Below are 18,018 nucleotides of genomic sequence, written 5' to 3'. Positions count from 1 at the left end.
ATGCCCTGAAGTCCAGGCTAAACCTGGACCATCCAGCCGTGGCGGTCTTCCCGGGATCCGTACTGAATCCCCTTGAGGTCCACCTGGAGTTCCCGGGTGGTATCGCCGATCTTTCCGCCGTTGAATACTTTGGTCTGTCCCTTGTGGGTGATGGATTCGAAGTAGCTGATTCCGGCGGCCGTACCGGTTACGAAGGCCTCGACGGCTGAATCCATGACCTCGTGGATGGAGATTCTCCGTTCTTCCACGTTGACTCCCAGGTCCTTCGCCAGCTGAATGACGCTTGCCCGGGTAATGCCCGGCAGGATTGTATCGCTCAGGTCGGGGGTAACCAGGGTTCCGTTCTTTAGTACGAAGAAGATATTGCAGGAAGAGCCCTCTTCAACGTACTCCTTGTGTTCAGCGTCCAGGAATATGGCTTCCATGTAGCCCTGGGCTTCCGCCTCTTTCTTTGCAAGAATCGGCACCACGTAGTTGGCATCACATTTTATCCAGCCCGTACCCCCGGGAAAGGCCCGTACCTTGTCGGTGGTTACCGCCTTGCTGTTGCCGGGGCGGAAGTAGGCACCCACGGGTGTGGTGATTATTACAACCCAGGGGCTGACGCTCAGGCCAAGACCGATGGCGGGTTCCGAGTAGCTGAAGGGGCGTACGTATACCGCATGACCTTCGGCAAAATCCCCGGCCTCCCAGGCGGGATCATAATCCGGGGCAAAACCGATATCCCTGTTGCGCCGGACCGTCTCGCGGACCGCCTTTACAAAGGTCTCCTCCGGGTAGCTGGGCATCTTGAGCCCCTCCATGGAGCTGCGGAAGCGTCTGGCGTTCCGGTCGGGCCGGAAGAGCTTGAGACTGCCGTCCTTCTGGGGAAAGGCCTTGAGTCCCTCGAAACAGCCCATACCGTACTGGGTTGTATAGTTGACCAGCGGGAGATCGGCAAAGGAGTTGCGCCGTGCAAGCAGCTCATTGAGCTCCGCTTCGCCCATGGCCGCCTCCTGTGCAGGAGTTTTGTGAGGTTTTTCCTGAAACTCCTCCTTCCAGCCGGAGTTCTCTGATTGAGCGACATAGACCCATGGGTATATGGAGAGGGTAAATCCCTTGGCGGCCATTTGCGGCACCTCCCGAAAATGTGTTGATTGCACCGATCATAATAAACCTGTAAAGGGAGATGGTCAACGAGGGGACTTAACAAAAACTTAAGTAACTTAAGAGAAATTTACCTCTCTTGCGGAGGGAACTGCTCTGGGCTACTATAAATCCGTTATGAAAAAGGAAAGCATCGTTCCGAATGTAATGATCCTTGCCGGAGGTTCCGGTACGAGGCTCTGGCCTGCATCCACGAAGGAAGTTCCGAAGCAGTACATGGCCGTCCGGGATGGCAGGAGTCTTTTGAACCTTACCCTGCAACGGGCTGCCGCCCTTCGTCCCGAACGGATCATGATCGTCACCCTGGCGTCCCAGGCGGAACAGGCTGCGGAGGAGCTGGCAACCTGGGCAGGAGAGGAACAGGGGGGGCTTCCGGAGCTCATTGTGCTGCCGGAACCGGCGGCCAGAAACACAGCACCGGCCATAGCCGCAGGTGCTGCAGCTCTGGAGCAGCTTGGCGGTGAAAACGAGGCTGTCCTGGTGCTTCCGGCTGACCATTTGATTGAGCCGGTGGAACGATTTGCTTCGGATATTGCTTCTGCAGCAGATGCAGCCTCCGCGGGGAGTATCGTCACCTTCGGCATAGCCCCCACACGGCCTGAAACGGGATACGGTTATATAGAAGCGGGTGAACCGATCTCCGGAGAGATGGGGAAAAGGCAGAAAATACGGAAAGTCCGTCGCTTCCGGGAAAAACCGGATTCCGCCACAGCGCAGCAGTTTCTTGAGGCCGGGAATTTTACCTGGAACTCCGGTATGTTCCTTTTCAGCCTTGGGGCATTTGTAGCGGAACTTGAACAGCATGCCCCGGAAGTGCATCGTCTGTATACGAGTCTTCTCTCCGTCTCTGTGAAAACGTCCGCCTCAGGGGTTTCCGTCATCCTCGATTCTCCGGAGGTCGCGAGAATCTACACAAGCGCTCCTTCCATCTCCATAGACTACGCGGTAATGGAAAAGACAGACCGCGCCGCGGTGCTCCCGGCCTCCTTCAGCTGGAACGACATCGGCAGCTGGGATGAATATTCCCGGGTATTCCCTGAAAGCGTTCCCGCCCGGGGGGAGGTCTCTTCTGAAGGCTGTTTTGTGCTGTCCGATCTTCCTGTATCCCTTGTGGGGGTTCGGGACCTGATTGTGGTAATACGCAACGGCCGGGCCCTTGTCTGCCGTAAGGGAGACAGTCAGGGGGTAAAGGATGCGCTGAATGAGCTGCCGGAAGAGTGGCGGTGAGAAGAGAAGAGGTTGCCACGGAGTTGCGGAGAACATTGAGGGAGTAGAAAGGGGCAGCGTTATTACGGCGGAACGCAGTGACAGTCGGGGTAGGAACCGCGCAGAGTACGCAGAGGAAGAGGAGGGAGAAACGGAAACAGGGAACAAAGATGGGGAGGATGGGAAGGATAGATCGCAAAGGGGCAAGAAGATCATTGAGAAAACCGGAATAGAAATAGATACATCGTGTAGATTATGCAGAGTAATAGGAGAGAAAAACTGGCTGGTTTTCTGCCTGGGAATTTGAAGATTCTGTGAGCCTGCAGCATTCTTTGTGAGCTTTGTGAGGAAGAATTTCACCCGATGCCTGCAGGAGGAATAAGAAAAGTTTTATTATCAGATATGCGAATATTGAATCATTGCCTTTTGAAAGTAATTACTATATAATTACAGATAGTGAGGGACGGCATGATAATATCGGTAATTCCCATTGGTAATTCAAAAGGCATAAGAATCCCCAAGGGTATCCTTAAGCAGCTTGAGATTGATGAAAAGGTTGAACTGGAAGTCCGGGATAAGGAGATTCTGATCAAACCTGTTAAAACCAGACCACGGGAGGGCTGGGAAGAGGCTTTTACAGAGATGCATAAGAATGGAGATGATGCTCTGATGTTTCCAGAAATACTTGATCAGGAATCCTTTGAATGGGAATGGTAATACGCCAATATGAGGTTTTTCTTGTTAATCTTGATCCCACCATCGGGCATGAAATTCAGAAAACGAGGCCATGCCTGGTTGTTTCTCCAAACGAAATGAATTCCTCGATCAAGACAGTTATTATTGCACCTATGACTACAAAATCTCATAGCTACCCCACCAGAGTTTCAGTGCATTTCCAAGGAAAGAACGGCTGGGTAGTACTTGATCAGTTGCGAACTGTGGACCAGTCACGTTTAATAAGGAAGCTTGGTATAGTCAGGAAAAAGGAGATCGAGAAGATTAAATCCGTACTGCAGGAAATGCTTGTTGATTAGGGGATCGAAGAGAAGAAGGGGGAACACCGATGGGGATGATGGGGAAAGCCACGGAGCCGCTGAGGTCTGGCTACCGCTTCTTTTTCTGGCTATTAAGAAGAAATCTCCATGAGCCCGGTGTCTCTGTGGTTCAAGGGTATTTCTCGGGAAATTTTACCTGAACGCTTCTTCTGCTTCCCGGTCCAGTATACGTACTATTTCCCGGGTGAACTCCATGGCGGCCCTGCGTTCTCCTCCTTCAAAGGGTTCGAGCAGGTTGTAGGCCTTGACCTCACGCTCCATGAGTCGGAACCAGGTCTCCCGCTGACCTAAAATGGGAATAAGTACATCCCGGGCACCGGAACGCTGTTCTTCTACAAAGGAGAACCTGCTTGCCAGGGTGGAGAAGGCTTTGGCCTGGGACAGATAGAGGGGTGCAAGCGGAGCGAGGTCGTAGGACGGAAGGCCCTTTAGCGGGGCTGCGGGTTTGGGTTCCAGCTCATCCAGGAGCTTCCGGTGGTTTTCCGAAGCGCTCCGGGTAATTTCTTCCACCCGTTTTTTAAAATTGGCCGCCAGTCCTGCGGCTTTTTCCCGGGGCATGCTTGCGGCAAGGCGCCTGGTTTCGGCGAGTTCCTTTTTATAGATGCTGATCTGCATGAGGATCTGTTTTATATGGGGATTTTTCTGAAGCTCAGGCTTGTTTTTCAGGCGTTCCGACACATCTGCAATGACGGTTTTAAGGTCCGTTGCCGAAGCCCTGGCGTTCTCTTTCTCCTGCTCAGGCGGTTCGTGTTTAGCCCTGCGGATCCGGATGGATCCCCTGCACATGAGGTGCTGGATCATGGAAAGATAGAGCCCATACTGAAGCCGATCGGCCCATTGCCCGATTTTATCGAAACCCCGGGCGTCGTATTTGAGGGATTCTATAAGCTCGAAGCTCCGGGATAAAAAGGATCGTTTGTATTCGACGATCCCGAGATCGACACAGTTTTGGAGCTCTTCCAGACGTTCCTTAAGAAAGGCTGCGGGGAAGGCGAAAAAGTCCTGCATGGTGTACAGGTCCTTTGCCTCGGAAAAAAAAAGCGACCAGTCTCCTTTTATTTTATTTTCCAGTTCGCCGTCCGTCATCAGAATTACTAATGTATAGCAGGGTCCTTTTTTACGCAATTATCCTGACAAAGAAAAATAGGCGGAATTTATTAATCCATTATCTTTTTTATGTCCAATATATTAAGCCACCGGCCGAATTAATTTTGTGTTAAATCAGTTTACCGGCTGAAAAAGGGTAACAAACGGAAGAAAGGCCGGGAAATAAATAGTTATTATTGAAACATTTATGTAACTTTTTTTACGCCGCGCTATTGCCCCTATTTTCTATTTTTTCTTGACAGCCCATATACCGGTTGCTATACTGACGTCAATAAATAATAAAAAGGGGACAACGCTATGCCGTGTTGCATGGTGCCCCTAAAAACGATGGAGGAAGGACAATTATGAAGAAGTTACTAGTCCTTTTTGTAGCTCTGGCTGTTGCCTCTACCGCATTTGCGGCGGACTTCAGCTTCTCTTGGGACACCGATTTCGGTTGGGCCGCTGGTGACAATGGTACCGGTGATGTGTACAACTCGAAAGTTAATGAGATGGAGTTGGCGGTTGCTGCTGATGTTGATGAATACAACTCATTCTCTACCCAGATCGAACCCGGTGCAACCGAATCTGCAAGCGATACCACTACGGTTACAAGTGCACAGATGTTTGACCAGCTGTTCATGGACAGCGTCAAGATTACCACTGACCTGGGTGCATACTTTGCGCTTTCCGGAGTCGGCCTTACGTGGACCAACGGTTACTTCGATGCCGGCGACCAGGAATATGCCGACGTGCTTAACGTAGGAAACCAGTTTGTTGAAGGTGCAGGCAGCACCAGCAAAGACCTCATGACCAAGGTTACCCTTGATTTCGGTATGTTTGCTGTCGATGCAAGCGCCAACTGGGACCTCATGGGCAAGGAATATGACGGCGAAGACACCGATCAGGAATTCTACGTTTCCGTATACTCTACTTCCCTGGTAGAGGGTCTTGCCGTTGAAGTTAACTACAACGTAGCAGACAACGGCGGTGGAAGTGCGATCAATAGTACTACCGAAGTTAAGAAATCCGTCTTCGACATTCAGGCCAACTATGTTTACGACCTGGGCGACGGTATGATGCTGACCTTTGCCGGTGAGTTCGCAACTGACAGCGAAGGCGACCGCGACGCAGGTTCCTGGGAACAGATGTTCGGTGCCGGTGCTCAGTTCGACTATGCCATAGACGAAGACCTTACCGCAGACGTATCTGTCTCCTTTATGGGTGACGACGATGAGTCCTTCCGCGTACTCGGTGGCGGTGCAAGCCTCTACACCGATGCTTACGGACTTGATGTAGACATGAACTATGCAGTTGCAGCTGTACCTGGTGCTGTAAACGAAGATAGCGAAGTTGCTGATGGCGACCTGCTGTATACCGATATTTCTGCCTGGTTCAAGCCCGGTGCTCCCAAGTTCCGCCTTGGTTATGCCATGACTGAGTTCGGTCTGGCCAACAACAGCCGTGCAACCGTTCCTGTAAACGGCGGTCTGTACATGAAGGTTGAATGCGACTTCTAAGTCGTTGTAACCAATGAACTTTTTCGGCCGCCTTCGGGCGGCCTTTTTTATTGACCATTCCATTGTGGCGGGGTACTATTGTCCCGGACTATCATAGGAGTTGTGCATGAGCCTTTTTCGTATAAGAACTTTTACGTTTCCATTATTTATTTTGATTTTATTTGTCTTTTTGATAAGCGGTTGTACTACCGCAGACCCGGTCAGGTATGAGCGTGTAGTCCACAGCATTCAGAGTGACAATTACAATATTCAGATTCGTATAGTTGAGGCTGAAGAGCTCGAACGGCAAAGCGGGCGCATCCCCAGTCCCTTCGTAATAGAACCAGGAGTATTTGATCCCAGAGAATACGTTGTTTTTGAGGTGGTAATAAAAAATAAATCGGACCATGGGGCAATGTTTGAGCTAAAAGACCTTGAGCTTAAAATGGGTGCGGCAAATTATTATACTAAGAATGGATTCCAGATAAAGCAGTACTGGGAAAAACAGGATGATGTAAAAAGTGCCGACAGAAACCGCATGGACAAGATAATTGACCGCCATGTCTTTCCCAGAAAGATTGAAATACCTTCAGATGGTTTAAAGCGTGGATATGTCGTTTTTCTCGCAAGGATGCCAAAATATGGTGAAATGACCCTCTTTTTGCCTATCTTTGGTGATGGTTTCAAGCCCGACATCTACGAGTTCACCTTTCCGTTTACGAAGATTTGAGGAAAGTGAACTGCACGGGAATAGGGAACAAAGATGGGGATGATGGGAAGGACGATATCGCCACAGGGGAATTAAGAATACGCATATAAGTCCAGGAAGCGAGAAAGACCGCGCGGAGTACGCTGAGGCAGGAGAGAAGGAGTGCGCCACCACGGTAGGACTGCTGCGATAGTCGGTATAGGAACCGCGCAGAGGCCGTATAGATAAAACACCGGAAGTTCGGCGGATTTACTGCCTGGAGGGACGAAGTATCTGCGTTTTCTGTGATGCTGTGATAAAAAGAAATTAAAAACTCCCATGAGTGCATCGATCAGAGTAAACCTTAAGCCCGTTATCCACTGCTGAGTCAGTATTCTTTTTTCCATTGTAACGAAACCCTGCTCAATAAGTTCCCGCTTGGATTTGAGCTCTTCTTCTTCCCTGTCAATATGTTCGATGAGATCGATTCCCTATAGTTTCTGAAGCCGCGCATCCATTCAGGAAGATGTAGGCGAACATAGTCCCCTATTTTCTGCATATCTTCCGGACCGACGTTCATTTCTGGATTTCCAATGCGTAAATATGGGAGAAGCTGGATGGTCAGGAGAAGGACCACGCAGAGTCCGCTGAGGGAGGGGAGAAAGAGTTCTCTAACACGGCAGAACGCTGCGATTGTAGGGATGGGAATCGCGCGGAGTACGCAGAGGAATAATACCAGCCGTATGACTGTTTTACTGCCTGAATAGGTAATGTTTCTATGAATGATGTTGAAGATCCCTATATCCTTGGTTCGCTGTTAATCTTTGTTCTGAATTTTGTCATAAAGATTGACAGGGAGGGAAGGGTTACTATAAATCCTGTCAGGAGGTAAGCAAACGAACATATTTGCCAACAGGTATTAAGCGGTATATATTGATTGTATGGAAAAGCTTTACTCAATTCACTTGATGATTTCCAAGGTTGAAAATGGGCAGTTCCTTGCCCAGTCTGATGACATTCCCGGTCTGGTAGCACAGGGGCGTACCATTCCTGAAGCTGTGGAAATCGCTCAAGATGTCGCCCGAAAACTTATTGAATCCTATATGGATCATGGGGACCCAATCCCACATTCGTTAAAACCACTTACAGATAGGTTTGAACTTGATGTTCCTGTTGGCGTATAAATGGGTCGGCTTGCTGGATTCAATTATAAAAAATGTATAAAGAAACTCAGAAAACTCGGCTTTGAATTTGACAGGGGTGCGCGTGGAAGCCACGAGATATGGTGGAATAAGCAAACAAGAGCGCGAACCACAATTCCTAATCACCCAGGGGATATTCCGGAAGGTACCATGAAGGCAATTTTGAAACAGGCCGGTGTGGATACTGATGATTTCTTGAATATATAAAAAGCTCGGTTTACACCGGGGCACACAGAATTGGCTGTGAACAACTCTGTATGCCTCGGTGTCTTCGTGGCAAGATCGACTGTACTTATTTTGACAGCAGCTCGTTGATGCTCTGGGCGGCTTTACGGCCTTCTCCCATGGCGAGGATTACCGTGGCTGCTCCCAGTACGATGTCGCCGCCGGCGAATACCCGTTCCATGCTGGTCTTTCCGTTTTCGTCAGCCACGATGTTGCCCCACTTATTTGTATCGAGTCCCGGGGTGGTCTTCTCGATGAGGGGGTTCGAGTTGTTTCCGATGGCCACTATAACGGTGTCGAACTCCATTTCGTAGTTGGAGTTCTTGACTTCCACGGGTCGGCGCCTTCCTGAATCGTCGGGTTCTCCCAGCTCGTATTTAAGGACCTCGAGGCCCCGTACCCGGCCCTTTTCTCCCTCCAGGATGCGTTTTGGACTGCGCAGGAAGTGAAAGGTGATTCCTTCCTCCTTGGCATGGGCGACCTCTTCCACCCGGGCGGGCATCTCCTTTTCGGTTCGCCGGTAAAGAACATGTACCTCCGCGGCTCCCATGCGAAGGGCGCTCCGGGCAGCGTCCATGGCGACGTTTCCTCCGCCGAGAACGGCGACCTTTTTAGCCTGGTAGATGGGGGTTGCGGAGCGTTCCTTGTCGTAGGCCCGCATCAGGTTTACCCTGGTAAGATACTCGTTGGCGGAGAAGACTCCGATAAGGTTTTCGCCTTCGATGTTCATGAATTTCGGAAGTCCGGCACCGGTACCGATAAAGACCGCTTCGAAGCCGTCCTTGTCTATAAGGTCCTGGATTTTCCGGGTGCGCCCGACCAGGAAGTTGGTCTCGAGTTTGACCCCCATCTCCTTGAGGGCTTCGATCTCGTCGGCAACGATGCGTTTGGGAAGCCGGAATTCGGGGATGCCATAGACCATGACGCCGCCGGGTTTGTGGAAGGCTTCGAACATGTGGACCTCGTGGCCTTCCCGGCGAACGTCGGCGGCAACGGTAATGGAGGCCGGGCCTGAACCGATGATGGCGACCTTTTTACCTGTTTCGGGTTTTACCTGAGGGACGGTCTTTTTTCCCTTGGCGTCCGCCCAGTCGGCTACAAAGCGTTCGATCCGTCCGATGGAAACGGCCAGGTCAACGTCTTTCAAGGACTTGCCCACGGTACAGGGCAGCTGACACTGGACCTCCTGGGGGCAGACCCGGCCGCAGATGGCGGGAAGAAGACTTGTGCGCTTGATTATGGAGAGGGACTTTTCGTAGTCACCTTCGGCGGCGGTCTTGATGAAGCCGGGGATGTCGATCTGCACCGGGCATCCGGAGATGCAGGGAGCGGTTTTGCACTGCAGGCAGCGTTCAGCCTCGATTTTGACCTGTTCCTCGAAGTAGCCCAGGGCCACCTCGTTCATGTTCTTTTTCCTGACTTCCGGGTCCTGGGAGGGCATCTCCTGCCGTGGCAGGGAGAGCCGGTCTTTGGGCTTTAGCTCCTTTCCTTCCAGTTCCTTTACGGTTTTTATGGCTTCCTCGTGCAGTTTGTCGGCGGGTATATAGCTCATTCCTTGTCCAGTCCTCGTTCCTTGATTTCCATTTCCAGGTGACACTGTTCGTGATCCAGGGTTTCCTGCTCCTTGTAGGAGCCCAGTCGGAGCATCATGTTGTCGAAGTCGACCTTGTGTCCGTCGAACTCGGGGCCGTCGACGCAGACGAACTTGGTCTCCCCTCCGACGGTTACCCGGCAGCCGCCGCACATTCCGGTGCCGTCCACCATGATGGTGTTCAGGCTGACTACGGTGTGGACTTCATAGGGCCGGGTGGTTTCGGCGCAGAATTTCATCATGATGGGAGGACCGATGGCCACAGCCATGTCGGGTTTCGGATCCCGTTCGCAGATTTCCTTCAGGGGGACGGTAACAAGGTCCTTGCGGCCGTAGCTGCCGTCGTCGGTACAGATGATCAGCTCATCGGCGATCTTTTTCATCTCATCTTCCATTATGATGAGGTCCCTGTTTCTGGCACCCATGATGATGATAACCCTGTTGCCAGCAGCCTTCAGGGCCTGGGCAATGGGATGCATGGGAGCGACGCCGATACCGCCGCCCACGCAGACGACGGTGCCGAAGTTATCGATATGGGTGGGGTGCCCCAGGGGTCCCAGTACGTTTGCTATATGATCTCCGACTTCGAGGTCCGCCAGAAGATGGGTGGTGCGTCCAACGGTCTGAAAGATTATGGTTACGCTGCCCTCGTCCGGGTCTGCATCGGCGATGGTAAGGGGAATGCGTTCGCCGAACTCCGAGTCGAGCTGAATAATGATGAACTGACCAGCCTTGCGTTCCCGTGCAATGTGGGGGGCTTCGAACTTCATCCGAAAGACTTCCTCGGACAGCTGCTCTTTGGCAAGTATCTTTTTCATGGGGGTTCCTCGAAATCGTATTTGGGTATTCCATTATTGAATAGATACTTAATAAAATCAAGTAGAATTAAAGAGTTGAATCCTGCCGGCTGGGGATACACAAACGCGCCGGATTGGAGGGACGCCCTGAAAAAGGGCGGTCGACCACGATTTTTGAGTGGTCGACCGGAGCCGGGCCGTGCCTGACTCTGTGCGCAGAGGCAGGCGCGGCAGGGACCCGGCGGAGTCCCGGAAAGCCGGGAAACGCGCCGGAAAATAGAGACTGTCTATTCTACCTTGAGGACGTCGCTGATGACCTTTTTGAAGGTCTCCTTGGGGAGTGCACCGGCGGCCATCTGGGGCTGTTCGTCCACGGGGATAAAGAGGATGCTGGGGATGCTCTGGATGCCGAAAGCCCCTGCCAGCTCCTGCTGCTCGTCGGTGTTGATTTTGTAAACGTCGATTTTGCCGTCGTATTCCTGGGCAAGTTCCTCCATGATGGGGGCGACCATCTTGCAGGGACCGCACCAGTCGGCGTAGAAGTCGATTATTGCGGGCTTGTCGCCTTCGAACTTCCATTCTTTGTTTTCTTCATAATTAAAAACCTTTTCGAGGAATGTCTCTTTGGTAAGTTGTACGGGCATTGTAACTCTCCTTGCTTGTGCTTACAAACATATAATAATCACTATATACGAATAAGTCAATACCTTGGCGGTACATCTGTATATGTGGGATTTTATGACGGGCCTTCAACTCTTCGTTCATTTAGAGTATAACAATATATGCTGAGTATTCAAAATTTCGGAGGTAAATTTATGCATATTGATTCCCTGAAGGCCGTTGCATTGAGCGTACGCGCCCTGTCGATGGACGGTGTCCAGAAGGCGAACTCCGGGCATCCGGGGCTTCCCATGGGCTGCGCGGAGCTCGGGGCACTGCTGTACGGCGAAGTTTTAAAGCACAATCCCGCTGATTCCGGGTGGTTTGACCGGGATCGTTTTGTTCTTTCCGCGGGCCACGGCTCGATGTTTCTCTACAGCCTGCTGCATCTGTCGGGCTACAAGCTGCCTCTGGAGGAGCTGAAGAAGTTCCGGCAGCTCGGTTCGAAAACCCCGGGACACCCGGAGTACGGCTGGACCGACGGGGTCGAGACTACCACGGGTCCCCTGGGAGCTGGATTCTCCAATGCCGTGGGAATGGCGATTGCGGAGTCCATGCTGGCTGCGAAGTTCAATACCTCTGAACACAAAGTGGTGGACCATTACACCTACGCCCTGTCCGGAGACGGCTGCATGATGGAGGGGATCACCTCCGAGGCGGCTTCCCTGGCGGGACACCTGGGACTGGGCAGGCTGATCGTTTTTTACGACTCCAACAAGATCAGCATAGAGGGGAATACCGACATTACCTTTACCGAGAGCGTCGCCGATCGCTACCGGGCCTACAACTGGCAGGTCCTGGAAGGTGACATGTACGATTTTGCGGGGATGGCCGGGCTGATTGAGAAGGCGAAGGCCGAGGGCGGAAAGCCCAGCCTGATTATCCTGAAGTCGGTAATCGGTAAAGGGTCGCCCAACAAGGCGGGCAGCCATGATGTTCACGGCGCACCCCTGGGGACGGATGAGGTGAAAGCTACCCGGAAAAACCTGGGAATTCCTGAGGATGCTGAATTCTACATTGCTCCGAAGGCCGTTGAATACTTCAAGGGCAAAAAGGCTGATTTTCAGGCCGCCCAGGATGAATGGCAGGCTGTTTTTGACGCCTGGGCGAAGGCAAACCCGGAGCTGAAGAAGGAGTGGGATCAGTGGATGGCCGGGATTCCCGACCTTTCGGGTATCAAGTGGCCTGAGTACAAGGTGGGTGATTCAGCGGCAACCCGGAGTGCATCGGGTTCCGCCATGAAGGCGATTGCCGCAGCCCTGGGTAATTTTATGGGCGGTTCGGCGGACCTTGAGCCTTCCAACAAGACCGGCCTTGGACAAGGGGATTACAGCCGGGAGAACCGCTCCGGCAGAACCCTGCGTTTCGGTGTCCGGGAACATGCCATGGGGGGCATTGCCAACGGTATTGCCCTTCACGGAGGTCTGCGTACCTTCTGCGCCACCTTCCTGGTATTTGCCGACTACATGCGGCCCCCGGTACGGCTGGCGAACCTGATGAAGCTGCCGGTTACCTATGTGTTTACCCACGACTCCATCTACGTGGGCGAGGACGGGCCTACTCATCAGCCGGTGGAGCACCTGGAGTCCCTGAGGATTATTCCCGGCATGACCGTCCTGCGACCCGGAGACGGTGAGGAGACCAACGTTGCCTGGGAGATGGCTCTGGAAAAGACCGACGGACCGGTGGCCCTTGCTTTGACCCGGCAGAACCTGAGCGTTTACGAGAAGGCGGACAAGGACTGGCAGAAAACCATGCGCAAAGGGGCCTACATAGTCAAAGAGGTCGACGGTATGCCCGACGTGGTGCTGGTTGCAACGGGTTCCGAGGTCAATCTGGCACTGAAAGCTGCGGATATGTCCGGCAAAAAGGTACGGGTGGTTTCCATGCCTTCCCGGGAGACCTTTCTTAAGCAGGATGCGGCTTTCCGTAAGTCCATTCTGCCGGAAGGCGTAAAGACCGTCGTGGCTGAGACGGGGATTGTCAACGGTTGGGAAGGAATTGCCAGCGACGCGGATTCTGTGCTCTGTATGAAGTCCTTTGGTGAGTCCGGACCCGCAGGAGACGTGGAAAAGCATTTCGGCTTTGTTCCGGAGAACCTGGCAAAGCTGCTGTAAAGTAAAGCGTTCAATAGCGTTTATATAAGGCCGCGGGCGGGGATGTATGAGTTCCTGCCTGCGGTTTTTTTATGCTGAGGGGTTCAGTGGGATGTATCAGGGGCACTCTGGGAGGGACCGCGCGGAGGACGCAGAGTCTGGGAAGAGGAAGTGCGGTATTGCGTTGATGGCTGGATGGTCGGGGTAAGGACCGCGCAGAGGACGCAGAGGTAGTGGCGGGGATGCGGTATCACGGTGGGGAGCTGGATGGTCGGGGAGGGACCGCGCAGAGGACGCAGAGGCAGTGGCGGGGATGCAGTATCACGGTGGGGAGCTGGATGGTCGTGGAGGAACCGCGCGGAGGACGCAGAGTCTGGGAAGAGGAAGTGCGGTATTGCGTTGATGGCTGGATGGTTGGGGGAGGGGCCGCGCAGAGGACGCAGAGGTAGTGGCGGGAAAGCGGTATTGCGGTGGGGAGCTGGATGGTCGTGGAGGGACCGCGCAGAGGACGCAGAGGTAGTGGCGGGGATGCAGTATCACGGTGGGGAGCTGGATGGTCGTGGAGGAACCGCGCGGAGGACGCAGAGTCTGGGAAGAGGAAGTGCGGTATTGCGTTGATGGCTGGATGGTTGGGGGAGGGGCCGCGCAGAGGACGCAGAGGTAGTGGCGGGGATGCGGTATCACGGTGTGGAGCTGGATGGTCGGGGTAAGGACCGCGCGGAGGACGCAGAGGTAGTGGTGGGGATGCGGTATCACGGTGTGGAGCTGGATGGTTGAGGAGGGGCCGCGCAGAGGACGCAGAGGTTTAAAACGGGATGCCTGAATAAAGGCCTGATCTGCTCATGGTGACTGCTCTGCTTTTGAGGGTGTAAAATTCCCCTTTGAAGCCTCGTGTTTTTCTGATACTATGGTCTAAATTCAAGCAGATCAACGAGTTTTACGGACCCACATGGCAAAACAGGCAGTACAGACAGAAAAGAAGCAGGCCGTCTACGACGAAAGCAAGATAAAAACCCTCAGTTCCCTCGAGCATATACGTCTCAGAACGGGTATGTATATCGGGCGGCTGGGAGACGGTTCCAATATGGACGACGGTATCTACATCCTCATCAAGGAGGTTGTGGATAACGCCATCGACGAATACATCATGGGCCATGGCAGTCGTGTCGAGATGTCCCTCAAGAAAGACACGGTCACTGTACGGGATTACGGACGGGGTATTCCTCTGGGCAAGGTTATAGACTGTGTATCCGTCATCAATACGGGGGCAAAATATAACGACGAGGTGTTTCAGTTCTCCGTAGGATTAAACGGAGTGGGAACCAAGGCGGTCAATGCCCTCTCTTCCAGCTTTACCGTTACCAGTTTTCGTGAGGGCAGGTATTTTCAGGCTTCCTTCTCCCGGGGTTCCCTGCTGGACAGCAAGGAGGGAAAGAGCACTGAGAAGAACGGCACCCTGGTTGAGTTTGTTCCCGATTCGGAAATTTTTGGGGAATACGCCTTTAACCAGGAATACATTGAGCAGCGCTTCTGGAATTACGCCTGCCTGAACTCGGGACTTACCCTGGTTCTGAACGGGCAGAAGTTCTATTCCGCCAATGGTCTCAAGGATCTCCTGAATGCCGAGGTGGGGGAGGACAGAATCTATGACGAGGCCTACTTCAAGGGAGACCGCATCGAGTTCGCTTTTACCCATACCCAGAACTACGGGGAAACCTACTTTTCCTTCGTCAACGGGCAGTTCACCTCCGACGGAGGTACCCATCAGAGCGCCTTCCGGGAGGGGATCCTGAAAGGGGTCAACGAGTTCTATAAGAAGAACTACTCCGGCGTGGATGTCCGGGACGGTATCGCCGGAGCCATAGCCGTCAAGCTGACCAATCCCATCTTTGAAAGCCAGACAAAAAACAAGCTGGGGAATACGGAAATCCGCGGATGGATCGTCGGTGAGGTAAAATCCGGGGTGGTGGACTTCCTGCACAAGAACAATTCCGCCTCCAAGCGACTGGAAGAGAAGATCGTCTCCAACGAGAAGCTCCGCAAGGAACTGAATGCGGTCAAGAAAGAGGCCAAGGAGGCAGCGAAAAAGATCGCCCTGAAGATCCCCAACCTCAAGGACAGCAAGTATCACCTGGGAGACAAAAAGGGGGATGAGTCGACCCTCTTTATTACCGAAGGGGCCTCCGCGTCAGGCTCCATGGTATCCAGTCGTGACCCCTATACCCAGGCCATATTCTCCCTTCGTGGCAAGTGTCAGAACATGTACTCCCGCAAGCGCGCTGACATCTATAAAAACGAAGAGCTCTACAACATGATGATGGCCCTGGGAATAGAGAACGGAATCGAGGGGCTGCGGTACGGCCGGGTTGTAATAGCCACCGATGCCGACCATGACGGTTTTCATATCCGCAACCTGCTGATGACCTTTTTTCTGACCTTCTTTGAGGAGCTTGTGGTCTCCGAAAGGGTCTATATCCTGGAGACTCCCCTGTTCCGGGTGCGCAACAAGAAGGAGACCCGCTACTGCTACTCCCCCAGGGAGAAGGAAGAGGCGCTGCAGCAGATAAGTTCCCCCGAGGTTACCCGCTTCAAGGGGCTTGGAGAGATCTCTCCGAAGGAGTTCGGGCAGTTCATCGGGCCGGATATACGCCTGGTCAAGGTCAATATCAAATCCCTGAAAAACATCAACAATACCCTGGGATTCTTTATGGGTAAGAATACCCCCGAGCGCCGGGATTATATAATGGAGAACCTGATTTAATGGCCTACGTACAGAAGCTTTTCGACAGCAACTTTATGGAGTACGCCTCCTACGTTATCAAGGACCGGGCTATTCCCAATATCGAGGATGGCTTCAAGCCGGTTCAGCGCCGGATTCTCCACTCCCTTTTCGAGATGGACGACGGTAAATTCCACAAGGTGGCAAATGTCGTTGGCCACTGCATGAAGTACCATCCCCATGGGGACGCCTCGATCTACTCCGCCCTCGTGGTCCTGGCCAACAAGGACCTCTTTATCGAGAAACAGGGGAACTTCGGGAACATCTATACCGGGGATCCGGCCTCTGCGGCCCGATATATCGAGTGTCGGCTCCTGCCTCTTGCAAAAAAGGTCCTCTATTTTCCCGAGATAACCGATTACGACGATTCCTACGACGGCCGAAACAGGGAGCCTCTGATTTTCCCCGCCAAGATTCCGGTGGTGCTGATTCAGGGGACCGAAGGGATTGCGGTGGGTATGTCCACCAGGATCCTCCCCCATAACTTTGTCGAGGTCCTGGAGGCTCTCAAAGCTGCCCTTAAGGGGGAGAAAATGACCCTGTATCCCGATTTTCCCACCGGCGGGATTATAGATGTGGCCGACTATCAGGACGGAATGGGAAAGGTCCTGGTCAGGGCCAAGCTGGACACCTCGGATCCCAAGCGTATCGTGGTGCGGGAGCTACCCTTCGGGACGACTTCGGATACCCTGATCGCTTCGGTGGAGAATGCCGCCCGGAAAGGCAAGCTCAAGATCGGCAGCATCAGCGATTATACGGCGGAAAATGTAGAGATCGAGATAAAACTTGCCCGTGGGGTCCATACCCAGGAGGTACTGGATGCCCTCTATGCCTTTACCGACTGTGAAACCTCCATCTCCGTCAATTCCCTGGTCATTATAGACAATAAGCCGGTCCTGGTACCGATTTCAAAGATCATAGAGTTTCATGCAGGGTTCATCATCAAGGTCTTGAAGGCGGAACTGAAGATCGAAGAAGGGCGGCTCAGGGACAAGATCCATGCCCGGACCCTGGAGAGAATCTTTATCGAGGAACGGATCTACAAGCGTATAGAGGACAAAAAGACCCAGAGCGGCGTCATGAAGGCGGTGCACACGGGGCTTGAACCTTTTCAGGACGAGATTCGCAGGGAGGTGACCGACGAGGACGTTGAACGTCTCCTGAAAATCCCGATTCGCCGTATCTCACTGTATGATATCGAAAAGGCCCGCAGGGAACTCCAGGAGCTGGATGCCCGGCTCAAGGAGGTACGGGCCAATCTGAAGGACCTGACCGGCTATGCCCTGGGCTTCCTGGACAGGCTTATTGAGGACCACGGTTCTGTCTATCCCAGGCTGTCGACGATAAAATCCTTCGAGAAGGTCGATGTCCGGGAGGCGGCTCAGCGTGACCTGGACCTGCGTTATGATCCGGATACCGGCTACCTGGGGTACGGAATTAAAACCGGCAAGGTAATGTTCCAGGTTTCCCCCTATGACAGGGTCCTGGTTATACGGAAGAACGGCTCCTATTCGGTAATCGATGTTCCCGAGCGTCTTTTTGTTGACAAAGGAATGCTGTGTTGCGTTCTTGCGGAAAAGGAACGCCTTGCCAAGCTGGTCTTTACTGTCCTGTATGTTGATAAGGCCACCCGCTATGCCTATATCAAACGCTGCAGGATTGAACAGTACATTCTGAACAAGGGCTATACCCTGATTCCTGAGGATGCCCTGGGTATAAAACTGACCACCCAGAAGGAGAAGGTGGGTGTTCAGGTCAGTTATAAACCCAAACCGCGCATGAAGATTCTGGAAGAGACTTTTCCGCTTGAGGATTTTGTCGTCAAGGGCGTCAAGGCCGGGGGTGTGCGTCTGGCCGCCAAGGAGGTCCGGAGCGCCAAATTCGTTCGTCAGAGTACTGGCGGGAACGGAAAAAGCGGGCTACAATCTAAAAAAGCCGCTTCAAAAAAGCGGACCGGCAGTAAAGACTGAAGAATGAGGTAATAAAAG

General features: G+C 52.9%; 16 protein-coding genes. 11 read left to right on the top strand and 5 right to left on the bottom strand.

What is annotated here, in order from left to right:
* Nucleotides 1–17 precede the first annotated feature (17 nt).
* Nucleotides 18–1,109, bottom strand: coding sequence for a branched-chain-amino-acid transaminase (gene ilvE / locus B4O97_RS07555; RefSeq protein WP_083049714.1), 1,092 nt, complete (start codon nucleotides 1,107–1,109; stop codon nucleotides 18–20).
* A gap of 154 nt (nucleotides 1,110–1,263) precedes the next feature.
* Here ilvE and B4O97_RS07550 point away from each other — a divergent pair, with 154 nt between their 5' ends.
* From B4O97_RS07550 to B4O97_RS07535, 4 genes are all read left to right on the top strand, one after another.
* Complete coding sequence (locus tag B4O97_RS07550; protein WP_083049712.1) at nucleotides 1,264–2,373, top strand: mannose-1-phosphate guanylyltransferase; 1,110 nt, start codon at nucleotides 1,264–1,266, stop codon at nucleotides 2,371–2,373.
* Nucleotides 2,348–2,659 carry a hypothetical protein gene (locus B4O97_RS07545; RefSeq protein ID WP_083049711.1) on the top strand — a complete coding sequence of 104 codons (312 nt, stop codon included), beginning with the start codon at nucleotides 2,348–2,350 and terminating at the stop codon, nucleotides 2,657–2,659. The genes B4O97_RS07550 and B4O97_RS07545 overlap by 26 nt, the downstream gene beginning before the upstream one ends.
* A 161-nt stretch (nucleotides 2,660–2,820) precedes the next feature.
* Nucleotides 2,821–3,069, top strand: a complete 249-nt coding sequence (locus B4O97_RS07540; protein WP_083049709.1) for an AbrB/MazE/SpoVT family DNA-binding domain-containing protein — start codon at nucleotides 2,821–2,823, stop codon at nucleotides 3,067–3,069.
* Nucleotides 3,057–3,386: a type II toxin-antitoxin system PemK/MazF family toxin gene (locus tag B4O97_RS07535; protein WP_096348853.1), complete on the top strand. Its 330-nt coding sequence runs from the start codon at nucleotides 3,057–3,059 to the stop codon at nucleotides 3,384–3,386. The genes B4O97_RS07540 and B4O97_RS07535 overlap by 13 nt, the downstream gene beginning before the upstream one ends.
* Nucleotides 3,387–3,539: 153 nt before the next feature.
* On the opposite strand, the gene B4O97_RS07530 is transcribed toward B4O97_RS07535, so the two are convergent.
* Nucleotides 3,540–4,493, bottom strand: coding sequence for a hypothetical protein (locus B4O97_RS07530; protein ID WP_083049708.1), 954 nt, complete (start codon nucleotides 4,491–4,493; stop codon nucleotides 3,540–3,542).
* Between the two features lie 365 nt (nucleotides 4,494–4,858).
* Here B4O97_RS07530 and B4O97_RS07525 point away from each other — a divergent pair, with 365 nt between their 5' ends.
* The 4 genes from B4O97_RS07525 to B4O97_RS07510 all read left to right on the top strand — a co-directional run bounded on the left by B4O97_RS07525 (nucleotide 4,859) and on the right by B4O97_RS07510 (nucleotide 8,089).
* Nucleotides 4,859–6,013, top strand: a complete 1,155-nt coding sequence (locus B4O97_RS07525; protein ID WP_083049706.1) for a hypothetical protein — start codon at nucleotides 4,859–4,861, stop codon at nucleotides 6,011–6,013.
* A gap of 106 nt (nucleotides 6,014–6,119) precedes the next feature.
* Nucleotides 6,120–6,722, top strand: a complete 603-nt coding sequence (locus B4O97_RS07520) for a hypothetical protein (protein WP_083049704.1) — start codon at nucleotides 6,120–6,122, stop codon at nucleotides 6,720–6,722.
* 899 nt (nucleotides 6,723–7,621) lie between these two features.
* On the top strand, nucleotides 7,622–7,864 hold the full coding sequence (locus B4O97_RS07515; RefSeq protein WP_083049703.1) for a type II toxin-antitoxin system HicB family antitoxin: 243 nt from the start codon (nucleotides 7,622–7,624) through the stop codon (nucleotides 7,862–7,864).
* A complete protein-coding gene (locus tag B4O97_RS07510; protein WP_083049701.1) occupies nucleotides 7,865–8,089 on the top strand; it encodes a type II toxin-antitoxin system HicA family toxin in 225 nt (74 codons plus the stop codon). It begins immediately after the preceding gene.
* An 85-nt stretch (nucleotides 8,090–8,174) separates the two neighbouring features.
* On the opposite strand, the gene gltA is transcribed toward B4O97_RS07510, so the two are convergent.
* From gltA to trxA, 3 genes are all read right to left on the bottom strand, one after another.
* The gene (gene gltA, locus B4O97_RS07505; protein WP_083049700.1) at nucleotides 8,175–9,659 is read right to left on the bottom strand and encodes an NADPH-dependent glutamate synthase; all 1,485 of its coding nucleotides are present in this window, start codon (nucleotides 9,657–9,659) and stop codon (nucleotides 8,175–8,177) included.
* Nucleotides 9,656–10,516, bottom strand: a complete 861-nt coding sequence (locus B4O97_RS07500; protein WP_083049698.1) for a sulfide/dihydroorotate dehydrogenase-like FAD/NAD-binding protein — start codon at nucleotides 10,514–10,516, stop codon at nucleotides 9,656–9,658. The genes gltA and B4O97_RS07500 overlap by 4 nt, the downstream gene beginning before the upstream one ends.
* Nucleotides 10,517–10,782: 266 nt before the next feature.
* On the bottom strand, nucleotides 10,783–11,139 hold the full coding sequence (gene trxA / locus B4O97_RS07495; RefSeq protein WP_083049697.1) for a thioredoxin: 357 nt from the start codon (nucleotides 11,137–11,139) through the stop codon (nucleotides 10,783–10,785).
* A gap of 171 nt (nucleotides 11,140–11,310) precedes the next feature.
* Between trxA and tkt the strand changes: the two genes are divergently transcribed.
* The 3 genes from tkt (at nucleotide 11,311) to B4O97_RS07475 (ending at nucleotide 18,000) form a co-directional block, all read left to right on the top strand.
* On the top strand, nucleotides 11,311–13,272 hold the full coding sequence (gene tkt, locus B4O97_RS07490) for a transketolase (protein WP_083049695.1): 1,962 nt from the start codon (nucleotides 11,311–11,313) through the stop codon (nucleotides 13,270–13,272).
* A 928-nt stretch (nucleotides 13,273–14,200) separates the two neighbouring features.
* The gene (locus B4O97_RS07480; RefSeq protein WP_083049691.1) at nucleotides 14,201–16,012 is read left to right on the top strand and encodes a DNA topoisomerase IV subunit B; all 1,812 of its coding nucleotides are present in this window, start codon (nucleotides 14,201–14,203) and stop codon (nucleotides 16,010–16,012) included.
* Nucleotides 16,012–18,000 carry a DNA topoisomerase IV subunit A gene (locus B4O97_RS07475; protein WP_083049690.1) on the top strand — a complete coding sequence of 663 codons (1,989 nt, stop codon included), beginning with the start codon at nucleotides 16,012–16,014 and terminating at the stop codon, nucleotides 17,998–18,000. Before B4O97_RS07480 ends, B4O97_RS07475 begins: the two co-directional genes overlap by 1 nt.
* Nucleotides 18,001–18,018 lie beyond the last annotated feature (18 nt).

The sequence above is a fragment of the Marispirochaeta aestuarii genome (genome assembly GCF_002087085.1).
GTDB lineage: Bacteria > Spirochaetota > Spirochaetia > JC444 > Marispirochaetaceae > Marispirochaeta > Marispirochaeta aestuarii.
This window is presented reverse-complemented; position numbering and strand designations above follow the sequence as displayed.